This is a genomic window from Prevotella sp. FD3004, assembly GCF_000746155.1.
GTDB lineage: Bacteria > Bacteroidota > Bacteroidia > Bacteroidales > Bacteroidaceae > Prevotella.
In genome coordinates this window covers 467615-486172 of record NZ_JQKR01000008.1, presented here as the reverse complement: position 1 = coordinate 486172, position 18558 = coordinate 467615, and the positions used below count along the sequence as shown (strand labels likewise).

At 45.0% G+C, this 18558-nt stretch carries 11 protein-coding genes; 7 read left to right on the top strand and 4 right to left on the bottom strand.

The window, feature by feature from the left end:
- Positions 1–10 precede the first annotated feature (10 nt).
- The 4 genes from T325_RS02255 to T325_RS02240 form a co-directional block, all read right to left on the bottom strand.
- Entirely contained in the window at positions 11–3301 is a 3291-nt protein-coding gene (locus T325_RS02255; protein ID WP_036909951.1) for a SusC/RagA family TonB-linked outer membrane protein, read from the bottom strand.
- 311 nt (positions 3302–3612) lie between these two features.
- Positions 3613–4866 carry a hypothetical protein gene (locus T325_RS02250; protein WP_143058370.1) on the bottom strand — a complete coding sequence of 418 codons (1254 nt, stop codon included), beginning with the start codon at positions 4864–4866 and terminating at the stop codon, positions 3613–3615.
- A 9-nt stretch (positions 4867–4875) separates the two neighbouring features.
- Positions 4876–8751, bottom strand: coding sequence for a hybrid sensor histidine kinase/response regulator transcription factor (locus tag T325_RS02245; protein WP_036909946.1), 3876 nt, complete (start codon positions 8749–8751; stop codon positions 4876–4878).
- Between the two features lie 176 nt (positions 8752–8927).
- Positions 8928–9707: a ZIP family metal transporter gene (locus tag T325_RS02240; protein WP_036909943.1), complete on the bottom strand. Its 780-nt coding sequence runs from the start codon at positions 9705–9707 to the stop codon at positions 8928–8930.
- Positions 9708–9855: 148 nt separating this feature from the next.
- Here T325_RS02240 and T325_RS02235 point away from each other — a divergent pair, with 148 nt between their 5' ends.
- The 7 genes from T325_RS02235 to priA all read left to right on the top strand — a co-directional run bounded on the left by T325_RS02235 (position 9856) and on the right by priA (position 18554).
- On the top strand, positions 9856–10812 hold the full coding sequence (locus T325_RS02235) for a PorP/SprF family type IX secretion system membrane protein (RefSeq protein WP_051949652.1): 957 nt from the start codon (positions 9856–9858) through the stop codon (positions 10810–10812).
- 11 nt (positions 10813–10823) lie between these two features.
- Positions 10824–12257, top strand: a complete 1434-nt coding sequence (locus tag T325_RS02230; RefSeq protein WP_036909942.1) for a T9SS ring complex lipoprotein PorK/GldK — start codon at positions 10824–10826, stop codon at positions 12255–12257.
- 18 nt (positions 12258–12275) lie between these two features.
- On the top strand, positions 12276–12956 hold the full coding sequence (gldL, locus tag T325_RS02225; RefSeq protein ID WP_036909940.1) for a type IX secretion system motor protein PorL/GldL: 681 nt from the start codon (positions 12276–12278) through the stop codon (positions 12954–12956).
- Positions 12957–12960: 4 nt separating this feature from the next.
- Positions 12961–14526 carry a type IX secretion system motor protein PorM/GldM gene (gene gldM, locus T325_RS02220; protein WP_036909938.1) on the top strand — a complete coding sequence of 522 codons (1566 nt, stop codon included), beginning with the start codon at positions 12961–12963 and terminating at the stop codon, positions 14524–14526.
- A 7-nt stretch (positions 14527–14533) separates the two neighbouring features.
- Positions 14534–15577 (top strand): type IX secretion system ring subunit PorN/GldN, encoded by a 1044-nt coding sequence (gene gldN, locus T325_RS02215; RefSeq protein WP_036909937.1) that lies wholly within the window; start codon positions 14534–14536, stop codon positions 15575–15577.
- A gap of 91 nt (positions 15578–15668) precedes the next feature.
- Positions 15669–16304 (top strand): porin family protein, encoded by a 636-nt coding sequence (locus T325_RS12800; protein WP_036909936.1) that lies wholly within the window; start codon positions 15669–15671, stop codon positions 16302–16304.
- A gap of 3 nt (positions 16305–16307) precedes the next feature.
- Positions 16308–18554 carry a replication restart helicase PriA gene (priA, locus tag T325_RS02205; RefSeq protein WP_036909935.1) on the top strand — a complete coding sequence of 749 codons (2247 nt, stop codon included), beginning with the start codon at positions 16308–16310 and terminating at the stop codon, positions 18552–18554.
- Positions 18555–18558 lie beyond the last annotated feature (4 nt).

Below are 18558 nucleotides of genomic sequence, written 5' to 3'. Positions count from 1 at the left end.
CAATTCTTAATTAGAACTTAACGCTTGCGCCTACGATAAAGGTACGGGCTGGGGGATAGAGACCAACGTCGATACCACGGATGAAGTTTGTATTATCAGCATTCTTGCCACCATCGGCCGAGCATTCCGGATCAACACCTGTATAACCAGTAAAGGTATAGAGGTTCTGAGCTTGTACGTAAAGACGAAGCTGACTGAATGGTGACCCCTTCCATATCTTGTTGAAATCATATCCCAACGTAACGTTCTGAATCTTGAAATAGTCACCATTCTGCATGAAGCGTGTAGATACCCACTGGTCGGCTATCTGACCGACTGTCAGTCGGGGCTGTGTGTTGCTAGTGCCCTCGCCATGCCAACGGCCGAACACATCTGTCGTATACTCGTCGTACTGGTTTGTACGTTGTGCGGTACGATAACACTGCATGATCTGCTGGCCGAAGGCGCCTGCACCAGTTATTCCGAAATCAAAACCCTTGTATTCGCAACCAAGGCTAACGCCGAGGGTTACATCGGGATTGGGATTGCCTACTTCATGGCGGTCGAGGTCATAGTTAATCTCGCCATCTCCGTCGTAATCAGTCCAGATGGGGTCGCCAGGAACTGCTGAGTCGAGTACGGCCTTTCCTGCTGCACGGGCAGCGTCGATCTGAGCCTGGTTCTGCCAGATTCCATCGTATGACATAGCATAGAAATAACCAACAGGATGCCCTTCTTCTACGAGCGATACATATGATGAGCCTTGGAACAGGGTGTTAAGGAATTCTTTGTCTATACCGATCTTGCCACCATTGGCTGCCAGACGGGTGACCTTGTTCTTGTTGGTGGCAACATTTACATTTGCATGGTAGTTGAAGTCGCTACCAATTTTGTCACGCCATGAGAGTGCTAGTTCGAAACCGGTATTCTTAATATCACCGCCGTTAATCATTGCAGGCTCCTCGTAGCCGAGCACTACGTTCATGGGGGCCTGTACCAGCCAGTCTTTGGTCATCTTTACATACCAATCGAAACTCAAGCCGAGACGGCCATCTAAGAAACGGGCGTCAAGACCGATGTTTGTCTGCTCAGAAGTCTCCCATGTCACATCTTCATTGGGGGGATTCTTGGCATAGGCTCCAGTCGTGTAGCTGCCCTGTGAGATGGTATACATGTCGTCATTGCTGAATTTGTAGCCATAGTCGGGATAACCTGTAGGAGAGAAACCGATATTGGAGAGATAGTAGAAATTACCGATCTGGCAGTTACCGTTCTGTCCCCATGAGGCGCGTATTTTCAGGAAATCAAGCCAACTGGCAGCTCTTTCCATGAACTTCTCGTTGGAAACAACCCATCCTGCAGAGAATGAGGGGAAGTAGCCCCAGCGCTTGCCACGGGCAAAGTTATTGGAACCGTCGGCACGGATGATAGCTGTGGCCATGTATTTCTCATCGTAGTTCCAGTTGGCGCGTCCGAAGAACGAGACGATATTGGTTTGCAGAGGGTTGTCGTAACCGCCATGACCAGTCATATATTGGGTCTCGTAGTTGTTAGGGATGTTGAAGTCCCATCCGTTGTGAACCAGTGAGTTCAGATTATCCTCGCCCACTGTAAAGCTCATGTTCATGCTGTTACTCCATTGGGTGCGCTCCAGCGACTGACCAGCCAGCACATCAATGGTATTTTTTCCCATCTTTGGAAGGATATATGCAAGTGTGTTTTCTACCGAGAGACTGCTGCTCTGCGCCTCCCTCATATTCAGGCTATAGTTCGCACTGGCACTGGTGGGGTTCGAGTTATAGGGCAGACTGATATCGCGGTGATTGTTGGCATTATAACCCGTATGGAACTGTCCGCGATACTTCAGGTCCTTGACAGGCTCTACTATCCAGTAGAAAGTGGCATTCACGTTGAAACTGCGATTCTTGTTGATGGAGCTGTAGCCACCGGCAAGGAAATGGTTCAATGGGTTATTATAAATGTCAGTGCTATAACCGGCACCGTTCTTGTCATAAGAGGCAATCGTACCGTCTGCATTGTAGGGCTCTACCAGTGGCGATGCCACATAGGCTGCCTGCATGATGTTCCAGTAGCCGCTACCTTCTGCTAGGTCATGACTCCTCTGGTAAGTGTAACTTACGTTCTCACCAATGGTGATGATGTCATGGCTCTCACCAATCAGGTCCTTGCCTTTCAGCAGCACATGCTCTGAGTTGATTCGACCACCGTAACGTTTGTAGTTTGATGCGTTGTCGCCGCCCATAATACCCTCGTTCGAGCTGTAGTTCAGCGATATTGAGAACTTTGAGTTCTCAGAACCACCAGTCAGTGTTACGGCGTTACTGAACTGTAAAGCATTTTTGTTCTCATATTCTTTTACCCAGTTGGTGCCTGTCCATCCATTATTAATCTTCGAAAGGATGTTAGCGGGAACTAAGTTCGACCAGTTGGTGGCTTCACCGAAAGTATTCATGTTGGTCTCGTCGATAATCTGCATGTATTGTTGGGCATTCAGCAAATCGGGCACTTTGTAAGGGTTCGACCAGCCAGCATAACCGTCATATTGCAACTGAATCTTACCGGCCTTTCCCTGTTTGGTGGTTACCAAGATAACACCGTTAGCAGCACGGGCACCGTAGATGGCTGCAGAAGCAGCATCCTTCAGTACGTCAATACTTTCAATATCGTTCGGGTTCAGACCGTTCAAACCGTCATCGGCCGTACCGGCATTGATGCCATCGATGATCAGCAGTGGAGAAGAAGTACCAATGGTACCGACACCACGGATGTTGACTTTAAAGCCCTTACCAGGCTGTGAAGAACTCTGGGTAATCTGCACACCAGGCGTGCTTGACTGCATGGCGGTCAGCGCATTGGTGGTGTTCAGTTTGGCGATTTCCTCACCCTTCACCTGAACAGTGGCACCGGTAACCAGCTTTTTCTTCTGGACACCGTAACCTACAACCACCACCTCTTCAAGGACTGCATTGTCGTCCTTCATCGTAATCTTGTAGTTGTTCTGATCACCAACCCTAATCTCCTGTGTTTCGAAACCAATAAACGACACGACAATCGTTGCACCTGGTTTCACATTGAGTGTAAAGTTACCGTCAAAGTCGGTAACCGTAGCATTCGTGGTACCCTTTTCCACTACACTGGCTCCGATGACGGGTCCCATAGCATCAACTACAGTACCTGTAATCTTCTTCGTTGCCTGCTGAACCTCTGTGGTTGAAGTCGAGGCGTTTGCGTTCGGCGAGTAGAAAAGGCCTGAAAGGGCTAATACTCCTACTAGAATTGCCGTTTTCCTTACTTGTTTCATACTTTAGTTTTAGTTTATAAATTTAAATTGATTGATATATAATATTTTTCCTTATGTGTACATTATTAATTATATAGGCTTGACCTGCTATGGACGTTATCTTTCTGCTTGCAAAGTTAGAAAATAAATATGGCAGAAATAGAGTTTGTGTTTGCAAATTCTGATACAATTTTGCTCAGAAAACATTTTGGACATATAGGCGCAACAAAGATGCCATATAAGCTCATTCCTATTGGAACATAGAAAAAACAAAAATCGCCTGAACTTGAAAATCCAGGCGAAGAAACATAGGAATAAACAGCTATAGATGACTACTTGCTACACAATTCCGTGTACCAATCATGAAGGTCGCTCCACTTGTAGTAGGGATAGTCCTTAGTCTGAACAGGCATACTTACTTCTGCACCATTCAGCAGACATTTCACGAGAATGTCATCATGGGCACTTTTACTGCGATAGAATATCAGTTGGATATTCGAAGCTTTACAGGTCTGCCAGTTTTGGTAGGTGTTTTTTACTTCATACGGATCTTCTGGGTCGCGATTGGCTCCATTGAGCCCCATCAGTACTGTCAATGGCCCTAAATAGGTATCATGACCGAAGCGTAAATCGGCAATATGATCACTGTCCCCAGAGATGACAGCATCAGCTTTTCTGATAATATCCTGAAGAATTGGTATTACATTATACTGGGGAGCGAATACCCATGAATATGCGTATAGATTGGAGAATTCCCATCTGTTTGCAATCTCCTCGTCGGTCACGATGCTGCCCATCAGTCCCTCATGATTAATATTTGGTAGCGAGGTGTATAGTCTCAGAAGGTCATCGGCGATATGACCAGCACCGCCGGGCAACCCGTCGGTAGAGGTGAATACACGTGTGATAATCTTCTCTGGCAGAGAATCGGTGAATATAAATTTGTCTTTGTTGGCTTCCCAACGTGGCGTCACACGGGGATATTTGTGCTTTATAGGATTCTCTCTATCATCAGGGACTACTCCGTCGAGTGTGAAACGTGAAGACAGCTCCAGAATCTCTATCGCAGGATTACATTGGACTAGTTCTTGGCAGAAAGCAACCATGCTCATAACGCTTCGTCCCGATAGTGAGGAAATGGCCAGTGCATTGCCACCCTTTTCGAATACCTGCGGAAAATGGTTGTACATGCTACGGGCTATCTGCTGGTGCTGCTCCCAACCCAATAGTGACAGTTCTGTAGCTCCAGTCATCAGTTCGTCCTTGATGGCCATGAAGCGCTTATAGAATGCCTCACCCTCATCAGTCAGTTGTTGGCGTTCATGAGCCATGGTCATAACAGTGTCAAGATCCAGATAGAGTCGTTTCTCCCAATAATAACGCGACCCGTGACGGGCATAATGGCTGATATAAAATGGCTCATAACCATTTGGTGCCTCTGTCATCCGACACGTATCAGCAGGGTAAGGATAGTCACCACCATATGCCTTTCTGGGGTCGGCTTTCAACTGGTTCAGAATCGCACTCTCTTGTGCCGATGCTGTTATGGTAAACAGCATCAGCACCATTGCTAAAAGTTTTTTCATTGTTTGTTTTTATTTGTTGTTTGTGTTACTTTTATATTCGTCTGGAGTCATACCAAACTCTGTCTTGAAATACTTAGAGAAGACACGGGGTGAATTGAAGCCTACTTGATAAGCTATCTCAGAAACATAAAGACCACTCTGTTCGAGTAACTGTCGGCCGCGTTTCAGACGCAGAAGTCGGATGAACTGGATAGGCGTGCGCCCTGTGAGGTGCTGCAGCTTTTTATAGAGTTGCGACCGGTGTACCCCCATCTCGCTACTCAGTTCCTCAACATTGAAGTCGGAGTCGGATATATGTTTTTCTACAAGTGAGATGGCGTTGGAGATAAATTGCTCGTCAAGTGATGTCACCGTGATTTCAGATGGTGCAATGTCTATCTCATTTTTGAAACGCTGGTGGTGCTGCTGGTTGCGCTCAACAAGGTTACGAACACGCTGAAGCAAAATGCCCATACTAAAGGGTTTAATCACATAGTCATCAGCGCCTGCTTCCAGTCCTGCAAGTTCGTCAACACTCTGCGACTTGGCTGTTAAAAGGATGATAGGAATGTGTGAAGTGGCTATGTCTGTTTTGACGATACGACAAAGTTCGAGCCCATCCATCTCGTCCATCATTACGTCGCTGATGATGATATCCACATCGTTTGTCTGAAGCTGCTTTAGAGCCTCTTTTCCATTCGAAGCACTTACAATATTATAAACTTCTGCCAACCCTTGTCCCACATAAGTCAGGAAATCACAGTTGTCATCAACCACCAAAACGGTGGTCTCATGCTCTGCCTCATGCTGCTCAGTTGAGATTTCACAATATTCCTCGTCTCTCTCACTTTTATGAATGGGCAGTGTGATGGTGAAAATAGACCCATGTCCCCCCTCGTTATTTTGAACCGTGATCTCTCCACCGTGCAGACGAACATATTCTCTTACGATATGCAGACCGATTCCACTGCCAATAGCTTGGAGATTATTATTGCTCGACTGATAGAAACGGTTGAAGATGAGAGGCTTTTCTTCATCGGGGATACCTATTCCTGTATCTGCCACCTGAATCAGTGCATTTTGATCTTTCACGTCAATGCTTACGGTGATACAACCGCCAATTCTGCTGAACTTAAAGGCATTTGACAGAAGGTTCATCATAACCTTTGTCATCTTGTCTTTGTCGAACTGCATCTCCACATCTTCCACCATAGGCAGGAAAGTCAGATTAATGCCATCCTTTTTCGCCTTTAGCTTGAAAGACTCACAGACAACACTGATTATCGGGACAATATTACCGTCTGTCAGGTTCATACGCTCGTTGCCAAGTTCCAGTCTGCGGAAATCGAGTATTTGGTTTACCAGAGAAAGTAAAAGGTCGGCATTCCGGTGAATCATATCCAACATTGATTTCGAGGTGGGGTCTTTGGTCCTTGCTTCCAAATCTTCCACAGGACCGACTATTAAAGACAGGGGTGTCCGCAAGTCGTGACTGATGTTCGTAAAGAAACGCAGTTTTATCTCGTTCAATTGCTTTTCCTGCTCTTGCTGCAGTTCAAGTTGTTGCAACTTCATCTTGTAGGCTCGTTTGTTACGATAATAGCGGAACAATATCCATAGAAGACAAGCGATAACTACTAGATAAATAAGGTAGGCCCACCATGTGCGCCATAATGGCGGATTGATGGTAATGTCTAGCAGGTGGCTCTCGAGTGAATCCTGAGTCTTGGTATAGAGCTGGTATTTGCCAGGAGGCAGATTCCACAATATAATGGACTGATGTTCTATGGGCTGCCATGTATCAGAGAATCCCCGTAATTGATAATAATAGGTGTTGGTCATCGTCTGCTCTTCGAACAGGCTGGAACACTCCACCATAATATTATTTTCATTGTAATTCAACTCGAGTTTTTTTGTGAATATAACATCGTGTGTAATCAATTCTCGCCCGTTTATTAATTGGTTGGGTGATAGAATCTCATTGTTAACGCTGATGCCGCCAATGACGAGAGGCTTCTCTTCAGACTCGTTGTTGGCATGTGCCAGCAAGCCATTTAGATTGATGCACTGATAGCCGTTGTCGGTGCCTAACCAGAGATGGTTGTCCTGGTCAATGTGCACTGCACCGGGATTATAGAAAATATCTTCTGTTTCAGGGCTGATATTGAAAACATTATAGTCCCATGTCTCACCATTCTTTTTCCCGTGACTGAGCCGCACTAGTTGATTACCGCTTACAGCCCAAAGATTGCCCGTTTTGTCAAGGGCTGCAACCTTCGATGGCACTTTCTCTAGGCCCGATGGAAGACTAACAGGTTCTCCTTGGGGATTAAGAACGGTCATGCCCAAGGCATTATTGGCCTCTCCTAACAGATATACATAGTTCTGACTATCAATACATCCATGTTTGAACATGCCATTATAAACTTTCTTCCACTGTCCATTACCATCCATGGTATAGAAACCGTTAGTGCTTATGGCATACAATTTGTTGTTAACGTATTTCAAATCGAACACAAATTGGGCCTCGAGATGTGTGTCGGTTGTCATTCCTGTAGTCTGGTCTAAGCACCATACACCTTTGCGTTGTAAGGCCACATAAATATTGTTCTTAGGCCCGAAAGCAATGGCATAAGGTGACTCTCCTTTAAAATAAAACTGCTGACTACCAATGGGCGATAGTCGAAGTAATCCCTGTTTATAGATTCCAGCCCATAAAGCATTATCAATATCGGTCTTGAGAACACTGACAGACGCATTCCCTATCTTCTTTGTCCATTCCCCATTGTGTAAGGGTTTATAGTAAATGCCTCGATCCTCGAGTCCCATCCATAATCCCTTACCGTCATTTGTCTGTGCAAATGAGAGTACATCGGTCATGGCGTTTGGATTCCCAGAGTCCATCACCTGATAGAGCATGCCGTAGTTCAAACTTTTGTTATATAAAGAGATGTCACCTTTAGCGTAGCTCACCCACATGGTCCCATTGGCTTTCTCATAATGCAGCATGTAAATTTGATTATCTTTTAGTCCATTTACATCACCAGCATGGTGTGTTAGGTGTTGCTGCATATTTAATTTCATGTCACAGATATAGATACCGTCGTTCTCCAGTCCGATCCATAGATGCCCGTCAGGTCCGCATTCAATTGTCGATACCGTAGAAGGGAATTCCATTGACGTTGTCCAGGATTGGTTGTTGTAATCATATTGACGTACATGGCGATCGTCGCTAATCCATACGTTACCTTTATCATCCGCCACCATAGGAAACAGGAAGGTGCTCACTTCGTTGACAAGAGGTGCCTTTCGCATCAGCTCCTTGGTCATTGATGAGAAGAAGTACAGATGTCTCGTGGTCAACACGATGTATGATTGCTGGTTCGAAATCACATTCACAACCTGCTCATCGGTGGTGTCGAACAATAGTTTCTGTACGTTCTTATGATTCAGGTTAATGTAGTAAAGCTTGTTGCCTTGCCAGGTCAGGCAGTTGTTATCCTTTATGTTGACGAAGAGGTCCTTGTTGACGACATGAATATTAAAACCTCCTAATACACGGTCGATGTCGGGGGTGAATTGATTGTTATGGGGATTATACCTAATGACCTGTCTGCTATGCGTGTTTAGCCAAAGTCTGCCATTCATGTCTTCATAAATGCCATCGATACCAGTCTGCATATCAGGATGCTGTCGATTATATCCGTTAGGATTTCTACTCTCCAGTTGTGGCAAGGTAAAAAGTCCGAACGACGTTCCCACCCACATGATGTTGTTGGTGTCACGATAGATGGCCTTTACTCTATAACCTTTTGTATAAATGTGGTAAAATCGAAAACTATCTTGACTGAAACATTGAAGTCCGCCAAGAATCACCATTATGAACATGAATAAGTATTTTCTCATTTTACACACACACACACATTTTTGTTGCGAAGATATATAAATTCTTTTTAAAGATGATGCAAAGATAAGCAATTTGCGGCTATTTGCAAAGAAGGAATGTTGATGGTTTGTGCATTAAATGTTGCCAGTTGTGGAAAATCGACAAACTGTGCATCTCTTAAGTACAAATAGAACGTTTATCCCATCATCACATCAAGCAGCATCATCAGGACAAAGCCAAAGGAAAAACCAATGGTACTATGATTGCTATGCTGTCCACTAGAGGCTTCTGGGATTAGTTCTTCGACAACCACATAGAACATGGCTCCTGCGGCAAATGCCAGCATATAGGGGAGAATGGGCAGCAGGAATGAAGCCAATAATAATACTGCAATAGCGCCAATGGGTTCAACGGCTCCACTCAATGAACCGATTAGAAAAGAACGCCAGCGGTTGTTGCCAGCAGTTCGCATTGGCATGGAAATGATAGCTCCCTCTGGTATGTTTTGAATCGCAATACCTAATGAGACGGCAATAGCACTGGCTAAGGAAATCTGGGAAGTGCCATTCTCTGCTCCTGCGAAAACTACGCCGACAGCCATTCCTTCCGGCAGATTGTGGATTGTTACGGCAAGAGCAAGCATCGCTGTCTTTGAGAGATGAGAACGGAGTCCTTCAGGCTTGTCTGTTCCAATATGCAGGTGAGGTGTTAGCTCATCTATTAACAGAAGGAAACCCATACCCATCAAAAAACCGATGGCGGCAGGTACGACAGCCCATTTGCCGCTATAGGTTTCCATCTCCATTGCTGGAATCAGGAGAGACCATACTGATGCGGCAATCATGACACCAGAAGCAAAGCCAAGAAGTGATTTCTGTAATCGTACAGACATTTCGTCCTTCATAAAAAAAACGAAAGCAGAACCAAGTATAGTACCAAATAAAGGAATTAATAATCCGATGATGAGTATAGTCATTCTGTTTGAGTTTTAAAACTGTTTCTTAATTCTTTTTGCAAAAATACTTGTTTTGGATGAGAAAAGAAGAAAAAAAACGATATTTATGGTGATTATTCAATTACTTTAACAAGTAAAAGGATTCGATGGTATATGTGCAATAATTTGTATGATACTTCGTTATTATGATGTGTATAAAAATTATGCTATAGCGTTGTTGATGATGTTTGCTTCCTGCAAAATATGGGCGCAAAATGAAATATCCTTCAGCCATTACTGGACGATGGAGCCATCTTTTAATCCTGCAACGGTAGGTAAAGAAGCAAAGCTCAATGTGGTAGCGGCTTATGCTATTCAAATGGCTGGCTTTGAGCACAACCCACATACCATGTATGCAGCTGCTGATATGCCATTTTATGCCTTGGGCGCAAGTCATGGTGTCGGTATTCAGTTCCTTAATGATGCCATAGGCTTGTTTACTCATAAACGGTTAAGTTTGCAATATACCTATCAGCGTCAGATGTCTGGTGGAAAAGTCTGTGCAGGTATACAAACTGGGATGTTAAGTGAAAATTTCGATGGCAGCAAGTTGGATGTCGATATTTCAGGTGATCCTGCTTTTGCAACCACTTCCGTGAATGGGACGGCTATAGATTTGTCCGCTGGACTGTATTATCAGACACGAAGCTGGTATGTTGGTGTTTCCGCATTACATCTGAATTCTCCGAAAGTGGAACTGGGCGAGGCCAATGAGTTGGAAATCTCTTCCATATATTATTTGACGGGTGGATACAATATTCAACTGAGTCATCCGTTTTTATCTATACACACCTCTGTGTTGGGACGTACTGATGGTACTACTTGGCGAGCCGATGTGACAGGCAGACTGAAGTATGAACATGATAGAAAATTGATGTATGCAGGCTTGACATACAGTCCGACGAACTCTGTGACAGTATTGGTTGGAGGGCGTTTCCGTGGTGTCTACATAGGATATGGCTATGAAGTCTATACCTCGGGCATCCATGTAGGAAATGGCAGTCATGAATTATTCGTGGGCTATCAAACGGAAATGAATCTATATAAGAAAAGTAAGAATCTGCATAAGAGTGTAAGAATACTCTAAATTGTTGAAATATGAACAAGATAACGATAGGAATGTGCATGGCACTGACTTTGCTGCTGTCGAGTTGCTTCGGTGGCAAGATACTGTCTGCCAGCGGTGGTGAAGTAACAGGAATGGGAGGCAAGAGCTTTACCGAACCGACACCTTATGGCATGGTGCTTGTGAAACGTGGACACCTGAAGATGGGTATTGTGAAACAAGATAGCCTATGGGGTAAGAAAACACCTTTGCGTGATATTTCGGTGGATGGCTTCTGGATGGATGAAACAGAAGTTACCAATTCGAAGTATCGACAGTTCGTGAATTATGTCCGTGACTCAATCTTGCGAGAACGACTCTCTGAGTTTGATGAGACTTATAAGTCTGTTAAGACAGATAAAGACGGAGAGGAGATCGGCTCTGTGTTGAATTGGAAAAAGCCCTTGCCGAGACGCCCGAATGAGGATGAAAAGGAAATCATTGATGCTATGTATGTTACCAATCCTGTGACAGGAGATAAGATGCTGGATTATCGTCAGCTAAACTATCGTTATGAGGTATATGACTATACGGCAGCAGCTTTGCGTCGGAATCGTTTGAATCCTCAGGAACGTCAACTGAATACCGATGTTGCTATTGATCCTAACGAACAGGTATGGATATCCAAGGATACTGCATATATTGATGACGAGGGCAAGATTGTTAGAGAGACTATCAATCGTCAGCTGACTGGTCCTTGGGATTTCTTGAATACCTATATCGTCAATGTTTTTCCCGATACCACTTGTTGGGTGAACGATTTCCCAAATGCAGACAATGAGATGTACCTTCGTTATTATTTCTCAAATCCTGCTTATAACGATTACCCTGTGGTCGGTGTGACGTGGGAACAGGCTAATGCCTTCTGTGCGTGGCGCACAGAATATCTTCTGAAGGGACTTGGCCCAGCGGCTCGCTATGTGCAGCGTTATCGTCTCCCAACAGAGGCAGAATGGGAATATGCGGCTCGTGGTAAGGATCAGAACGAGTTCCCTTGGGATAATGAGGATGTGGCTAATGGTAAGGGCTGCTTCTATGCAAACTTTAAACCGGATAATGGCAATTATACCAAAGACGGCAACTTGATAACAAGCCGAGTCGGTATCTATGCAGCTAACAGCAATGGCCTCTATGATATGGCGGGTAATGTGGCAGAATGGACTAGTACCATCTATACAGAAGCAGGTGTGGAGGCCATGAACGACATAAACCCACAGCTGAAATACAATGCTGCTCCAGAGGATCCCTATCGATTAAAGAAAAAGAGTGTGCGTGGAGGTTCTTGGAAGGATCCTGAGTCATATATTCGTTCGGCATGGCGGACTTCTGAGTATCAGAATCAGCCAAGAAGCTATATAGGTTTCCGCTGTGTGCGCAGTATGGCAAACACTACCAGTGAAAAGGTTAAACTAAAAGGAAAGAAGTGATAAAAAAACGTAGAAGTTATGACAACATATAGTAAATACAATATTGTTTACCGCTTGCAAAAGTGGATGGACAGCGTGCCAGGACAGACATTCCTTAATTATGCCTATAGCTGGGGTGCGTCTATTGTGATTCTAGGTACGCTTTTTAAACTGACTCACCTACCAGGAGCTAATTTCTTCCTGTTCCTTGGTATGGGGACTGAGGTTTTCGTCTTCTTTATTTCTGCTTTTGACCGCCCGTTTGATAAGACAACAGAAGGAATGGAACTCAACTTGCATCCGGGAGAAGAGAAAATGGCAGCTGGAGTTGTAAGTGATAAGGTGTCAAAACTATCGTCAGTATCAGCAGTTTCTACAACTCCAATTGTATCATCAATTTCAGCTGCTCCAATCAATACGGAACTTGAGATGGCAACGAACAGATATGTTGAAGAGTTGAAGCGTCTGACGGAAACACTCTCAAAAGTTTCGGAACAGAGCCAGAAACTGACCACAGATTCTGAAGAGATGGAGAATCTGAACCGTACACTGACGGGTATCTGTAAGGTTTATGAGATACAACTGAAAAGCGCCAGTTCACAGATTGGAACGATTGATGAGATTAACGAACAGACCCGTAAAATGGCTGCTCAGATCGCAGAGCTTAATAAGATTTACGCCCGTATGATTGAGGCTATGACTGCAAAGATGAACGTATAAGGTTATGGCAATCCGGAAAAGACCGATATCCCCTCGCCAGAAGATGATAAATCTTATGTATGTCGTCTTGATGGCGCTGTTGGCACTCAACGTTTCCAGTGAGGTGCTCAACGGCTTCTCGATTGTGGAAGACAGCCTGAATCGAACTACTGGCAACTCATCGAAGCAGAACTTGTCTATTTACCAGACTTTTGAGGAGCAGATGAAGGCTAATCCGCAGAAGACAAAGGTATGGTATGACAAGGCCCAGCAGGTGCGCCAGATGAGTGACTCGCTCTACAATCTCGCTATGGAACTGAAGACAGCCATCGTTCGTGAGGCAGACGGCAGCGACGGGGATATTCATGACATTAAGAATAAGGAAGATCTGGAGGCTGCTAATCAGGTGATGCTTGCACCTGGTAGCGGACGGGGCGGTGAACTCTTCAAAGCCATCAACTCTTTCCGTCAGCGGATGCTGAAGATGGTTGGCGATGAGAAGCAGAAGCGGATCATTGCCAGTAATCTGACTACGGAAATTCCAAAGAATGCTCAAACTATGGGTAAGAACTGGCAGGAGTATATGTTTGAGTCGATGCCAGCTGCAGCTGCTGTCACATTGCTCTCCAAATTGCAGAGTGATGTGCGCTATGCCGAAGGAGAAGTGCTTCACACGCTGGCCTCTAATATAGATATGAAGGATATTCGTGTCAATCTGCTCGAAGCCTTTGTGATTCCCAGTTCCAAAACTATTGTAAGGGGAGACCGTTTCTCTGCTCGTATTGTGATGGCCGCTGTGGATACGACTCAAGTGCCGGATATCTATATTGGCGGTCAGAAAGTGAACCTGAAAGATGGTCTATATGAAACGGTTTGTGGGCGAACGGGGGATTTTACCCTTAAAGGTTATATGGAAACTGTCAATGGTAATGGCGACCGCATTCGTCGTGAGTTTTCTCAAGACTATACCGTTGTTGAACCGAGTGCTACTGTCTCTGCCGACCTGATGAACATGCTGTACGCAGGTTATAACAATCCCATCAGCGTGAGCGTGCCAGGTGTGCCGTTGAATAAGGTACAGGCATCGATGACCAACGGAACGCTTCAGGCGGTAGGTACAGGTAAGTATATTGCCAGACCCTCGAAGATAGGGCAGGATGCGGTGATAACCGTAACCTCTACGAATACTGGTCATCCACAGCAGATGGGACAATATAAATTCCGTGTTCGTAAGTTGCCTGATCCTACACCTTATATCTCTATGAAGGATGAGCACGGTAATCCTATCCGCTATAAAGGTGGAGGTCTGGCAAAGGGACAATTGGTGGCAGCCGCAAACATCGGAGCCGCTATTGATGACGGAATCCTTGACATCGCTTTCCGTGTACAGAGTTTCGAGACTGTTTTTTTTGATAATATGGGTAATGCCGTTCCGATGGCTTCTGAGGGAGCCTCGTTCTCCGCTCGCCAGAAAGATACGTTCCGCAAACTCTCACGCAACCGCCGTTTCTACATTTCCCGTGTGACGGTAGTCGGTCCTGATGGTCTGACGCGTACCTTACAGAATCCAATGGAAGTAATCGTAAAATGATGAAGATATGAAGAGATTATTATTCTTTATTATGATAGTGCTGATGGCTGGTTCCGTTGTGGCTCAGCCGAAAAGAAGTCGTATACAACAGACGGAGCAGCAAAAGAATCCTTCTTCGGCCATGTCGATGCGTGCTCAGCTGACGTATCCTACCGCATTGGATATCCCAGAAGAGGTAGTGTGGCGTCGTGATATCTATCGGGAACTCGACCTGACGGATAATGCGAATGTTGGACTTTACTACCCCGTGGAGCCGCAGGGTAAGCAGTTGAATTTGTTTACGTATATCTTTAAGTTAGCGCAGAATGGTTATATCCCCATCTATGAATATCCAACGGATGGCAGCGACAGATTCTCTGATGATGCAAGAATTGATATGAAGACAGTTCTTGACAATTATCATATTTTCTACGAAGAAAAGAATGGAAGACTGAAGGTCGACAATAGTGATATGCCTTCTGCCGATGTGAGGAAGTTTTACCTGAAAGAAAGTGCCTATTATGATCAAGCCAATTCCTCGTTCCATATCAAGGTGCAGGCTCTTTGTCCTGTGATGCTTCGTGAGGATGATTTTGGCGGTGAGGCCACTCAATACCCCCTTTTCTGGGTGAAGTATAGCGACCTGGAACCATTCTTGAATCGTCAGACTATCATGTCTAGTAGCCTTAATAACGCTGCGACGATGTCGATGGATGATTTCTTTACAATGAACAGTTATAAGGGTAAGATTTACAAAACAAGCAATGCCCAGGGTAAGACTCTGTTGCAGCTTTGTGGCGGGGATGAAGAGAAATTGTCGGCAGAGCAGAAACGTATCGAGGAGGAGTTGGCTGCTTTCCATAAGACGATTTTCGGCGATTCTGCAAAAAGAGACTCTCTTGACAGCATAGCCGCCCTACAGGGTAAGGACACCAAGAAGGTGAAAGCCGTATCTTCTTCTGTGCGTAGTCCGAAAGCGCCCAAGGCTTCCAAAGCGAAGTCGTCTTCTTCAAAAAGTAATGGAAGCAGCAATAGTTCTGCCCGTGTGACGGTTCGCCGACAGCGACATTGATTTTAAACGGCATTTTCCCGCTAAAATATTCTTTGTTTCAAATTATTTTCGTATCTTTGCCCCCGCAGATGTAACATAAAACGGTTGAATTATGAAAAAGTTATTTGCATTAGTAGTGGCTTTTGCTGCTATAACGATGAGCGCTAAGGCACAGATTGATTTTGGTGTTAAGGGTGGCCTGAATGTGACTAGTATGAGTCTTGACGCTAAGGTCTTGGATTCCTCGAATCAAATGGGCTTCTTTATTGGTCCAACGGCAAAGTTCACATTGCCAGTTGTCGGATTAGGGATTGACGCTTCATTGCTTTTCGATCAGCGTTCTTCTGATGTGGAACTGGAAACAAATGAGGGTTATGTACTCAGCAATAAGATAAAGCAACAGAGTATTCAGATTCCCGTGAATGCCCGATTTGCATTCGGACTGGGTGATGCTGCTAGTGTATATGTGTTTGCTGGTCCTCAGTTCGGCTTTAATTTAGGAGGGAATAAGAACGTTTTTGAAAACGCAGCAGAGTGGAAATTCAGTTCTTCAAATCTCAGCGGTAATATTGGTGCCGGTGTTATGGTACTCAAGCATCTGCAGGCCTCGGTAAGTTATAATTTCCCGCTTGGTAAGACTGGTGAATTCGAGGTTGAGAACTATTTCGCAGAGAAAATAGGTAAGAATGGATCGAAGAGCAGCGGAAAGATGAATGCTTGGCAGTTGTCTGTTGCTTATTATTTCTAAGTCTTGTTTGCCGATATTATTTTACCACTGCCGCTTGACGGCCTTTTCACCTATTCCGTCCCGCAGCAGCTGGAGAATCGGGTGAAAGAGGGAATGCGTGTCCTTGTCCCATTTGGCAAGAATAAAACGTACGTAGGAGTTATTTCTAAGATACATAACCAGTCACCTGAAGGATTCCAGACTAAGGACATCCTTCAGGCGATTGGTATTTCTCCCGTTCTGCTTCCCCATCAGTTTGAATTCTGGCAGTGGATAGCCGACTATTATATGTCGCCTATTGGAGAGGTCTACAAAGCGGCGCTGCCTGCTGGATTGAAAGCGGAGGACGGATACAAAGCCAAGACGGAACTCTATATCAGGCTGACGGAGCCGTTCCGCAATGAACAGGCTCTTCATGTGGCACTGAATATGCTTCAGAGAGCAGGGAAACAGTTGAAGTGTTTTGTTGACTATCTCTCTATCTCACATTGGGATCAAGGTGAGGGTATAGAACTGACGCGTGATGAACTTTTGAATCAGGGACATTCGCTTCCGACGATTAACGCGCTTGTAAAACGAGGGGTGTTGGAAACCTATGAGCAGGAGGTGGGACGTCTGAATCTGACAGGAGATCCTCATCCAGAGAAAATAAAGCCTCTTAGTTCTGTACAGCAAGACGCCTTTAATCAGATACGGTTCTCATTCTTAAAGAAGAATGTAACCTTACTCCATGGCGTTACTTCGAGTGGTAAAACTGAAATATATATCCATCTGATTCAGCGTGCATTGGAAGAAAAGAAGCAGGTTTTGTATCTGTTGCCAGAGATAGCACTGACAGTGCAGATGATGGAACGTCTACATAGAGTGTTTGGTAACCGATTAGGCATTTATCATTCGAAATACTCTGATGCAGAACGTGTGGAGATCTGGCAGAAACAACTATCACAGAACCCCTACGATGTGATCCTTGGTGCTCGCAGCGCCATTTTCCTTCCTTTTCAGCACCTCGGTCTTGTCATTATTGATGAAGAGCATGAGACATCTTACAAGCAGCAAGACCCAATGCCTCGTTATCATGCCCGCTCAGCGGCTATTATGTTGGCGCAGATGTTCAAAGCCAAGACACTATTAGGTACGGCGACGCCATCGTTGGAAACATATCATAATGCAAAGGTTGGGAAATACGGACTTGTAGAACTGTTTCAGCGTTATCAAGGCATCGAGTTACCAGAGATCCAGGTGATAGACATAAAAGACCTGCAGCATCGTAAGATGATGAAAGGGCCGTTTTCTCCTATATTATTGAGAAAGGTTCACGAGGCTTTAGACCATGGTGAACAGGTTATTCTTTTCCAAAATCGTCGTGGCTATGCTCCGATGATAGAGTGTAAGCAGTGTGGCTGGGTTCCCCATTGTCAGCATTGCGATGTGTCGTTGACACTTCATCGTAACTTGAATCAGCTGACATGCCATTATTGCGGATATACTTATCAAGTGCCGACGCAGTGCCCCAATTGCGGCTGTACCCAGTTGCAGACTCGTGGATATGGTACGGAAAAGATAGAGGCAGAGGTTCATGACATCTTCCCTGAGGCACGTATTGCCCGTATGGATCTTGATACCACCCGTAGTCGTCAAGCTTATGAGCGTATCATTAATGACTTCTCAGCGGGGCGTACCAATCTGCTCATTGGTACACAGATGATTTCAAAAGGACTGGATTTCGATAAGGTATCAGTGGTAGGCATCCTCAATGCCGATACGATGCTTAATTACCCAGACTTCCGAGCTTACGAGCATGCCTTCATGATGATGGCTCAAGTGAGTGGACGAGCTGGTCGCAAGGGAAAGCGTGGTTTGGTAATTCTACAGACGAAAAGTCCGGATATTCCTGTGATTCAGCAAGTCGTCAATAATGATTATGCGTCGTTCTATCGCTCGTTGATTGCCGAGCGTCGGCATTTCCATTATCCGCCCTATTATCGTTTAGTGGAAGTCTATTTGAAACATCGTTCTGAGAGTGTTGTGGAAATGGCGGGTTTGGAACTTGCCAGTAGGTTGTGCCAATGGTTCGGAACCAGAGTTCTTGGACCAGATAAGCCAGCCGTCGCTAAGGTCAAGTCACTCGCTATTCGTAAACTTGTCTTAAAGTTCGAACAAGGTATCAATATGTCTGAAGTTCGCAAATATTTAGCGCTTGCCCAGCAGCTGATGCTTCAGGACAAGCGCTATGGTTCTCTTCAAATCTACTACGATGTAGATCCGTTATAACTTT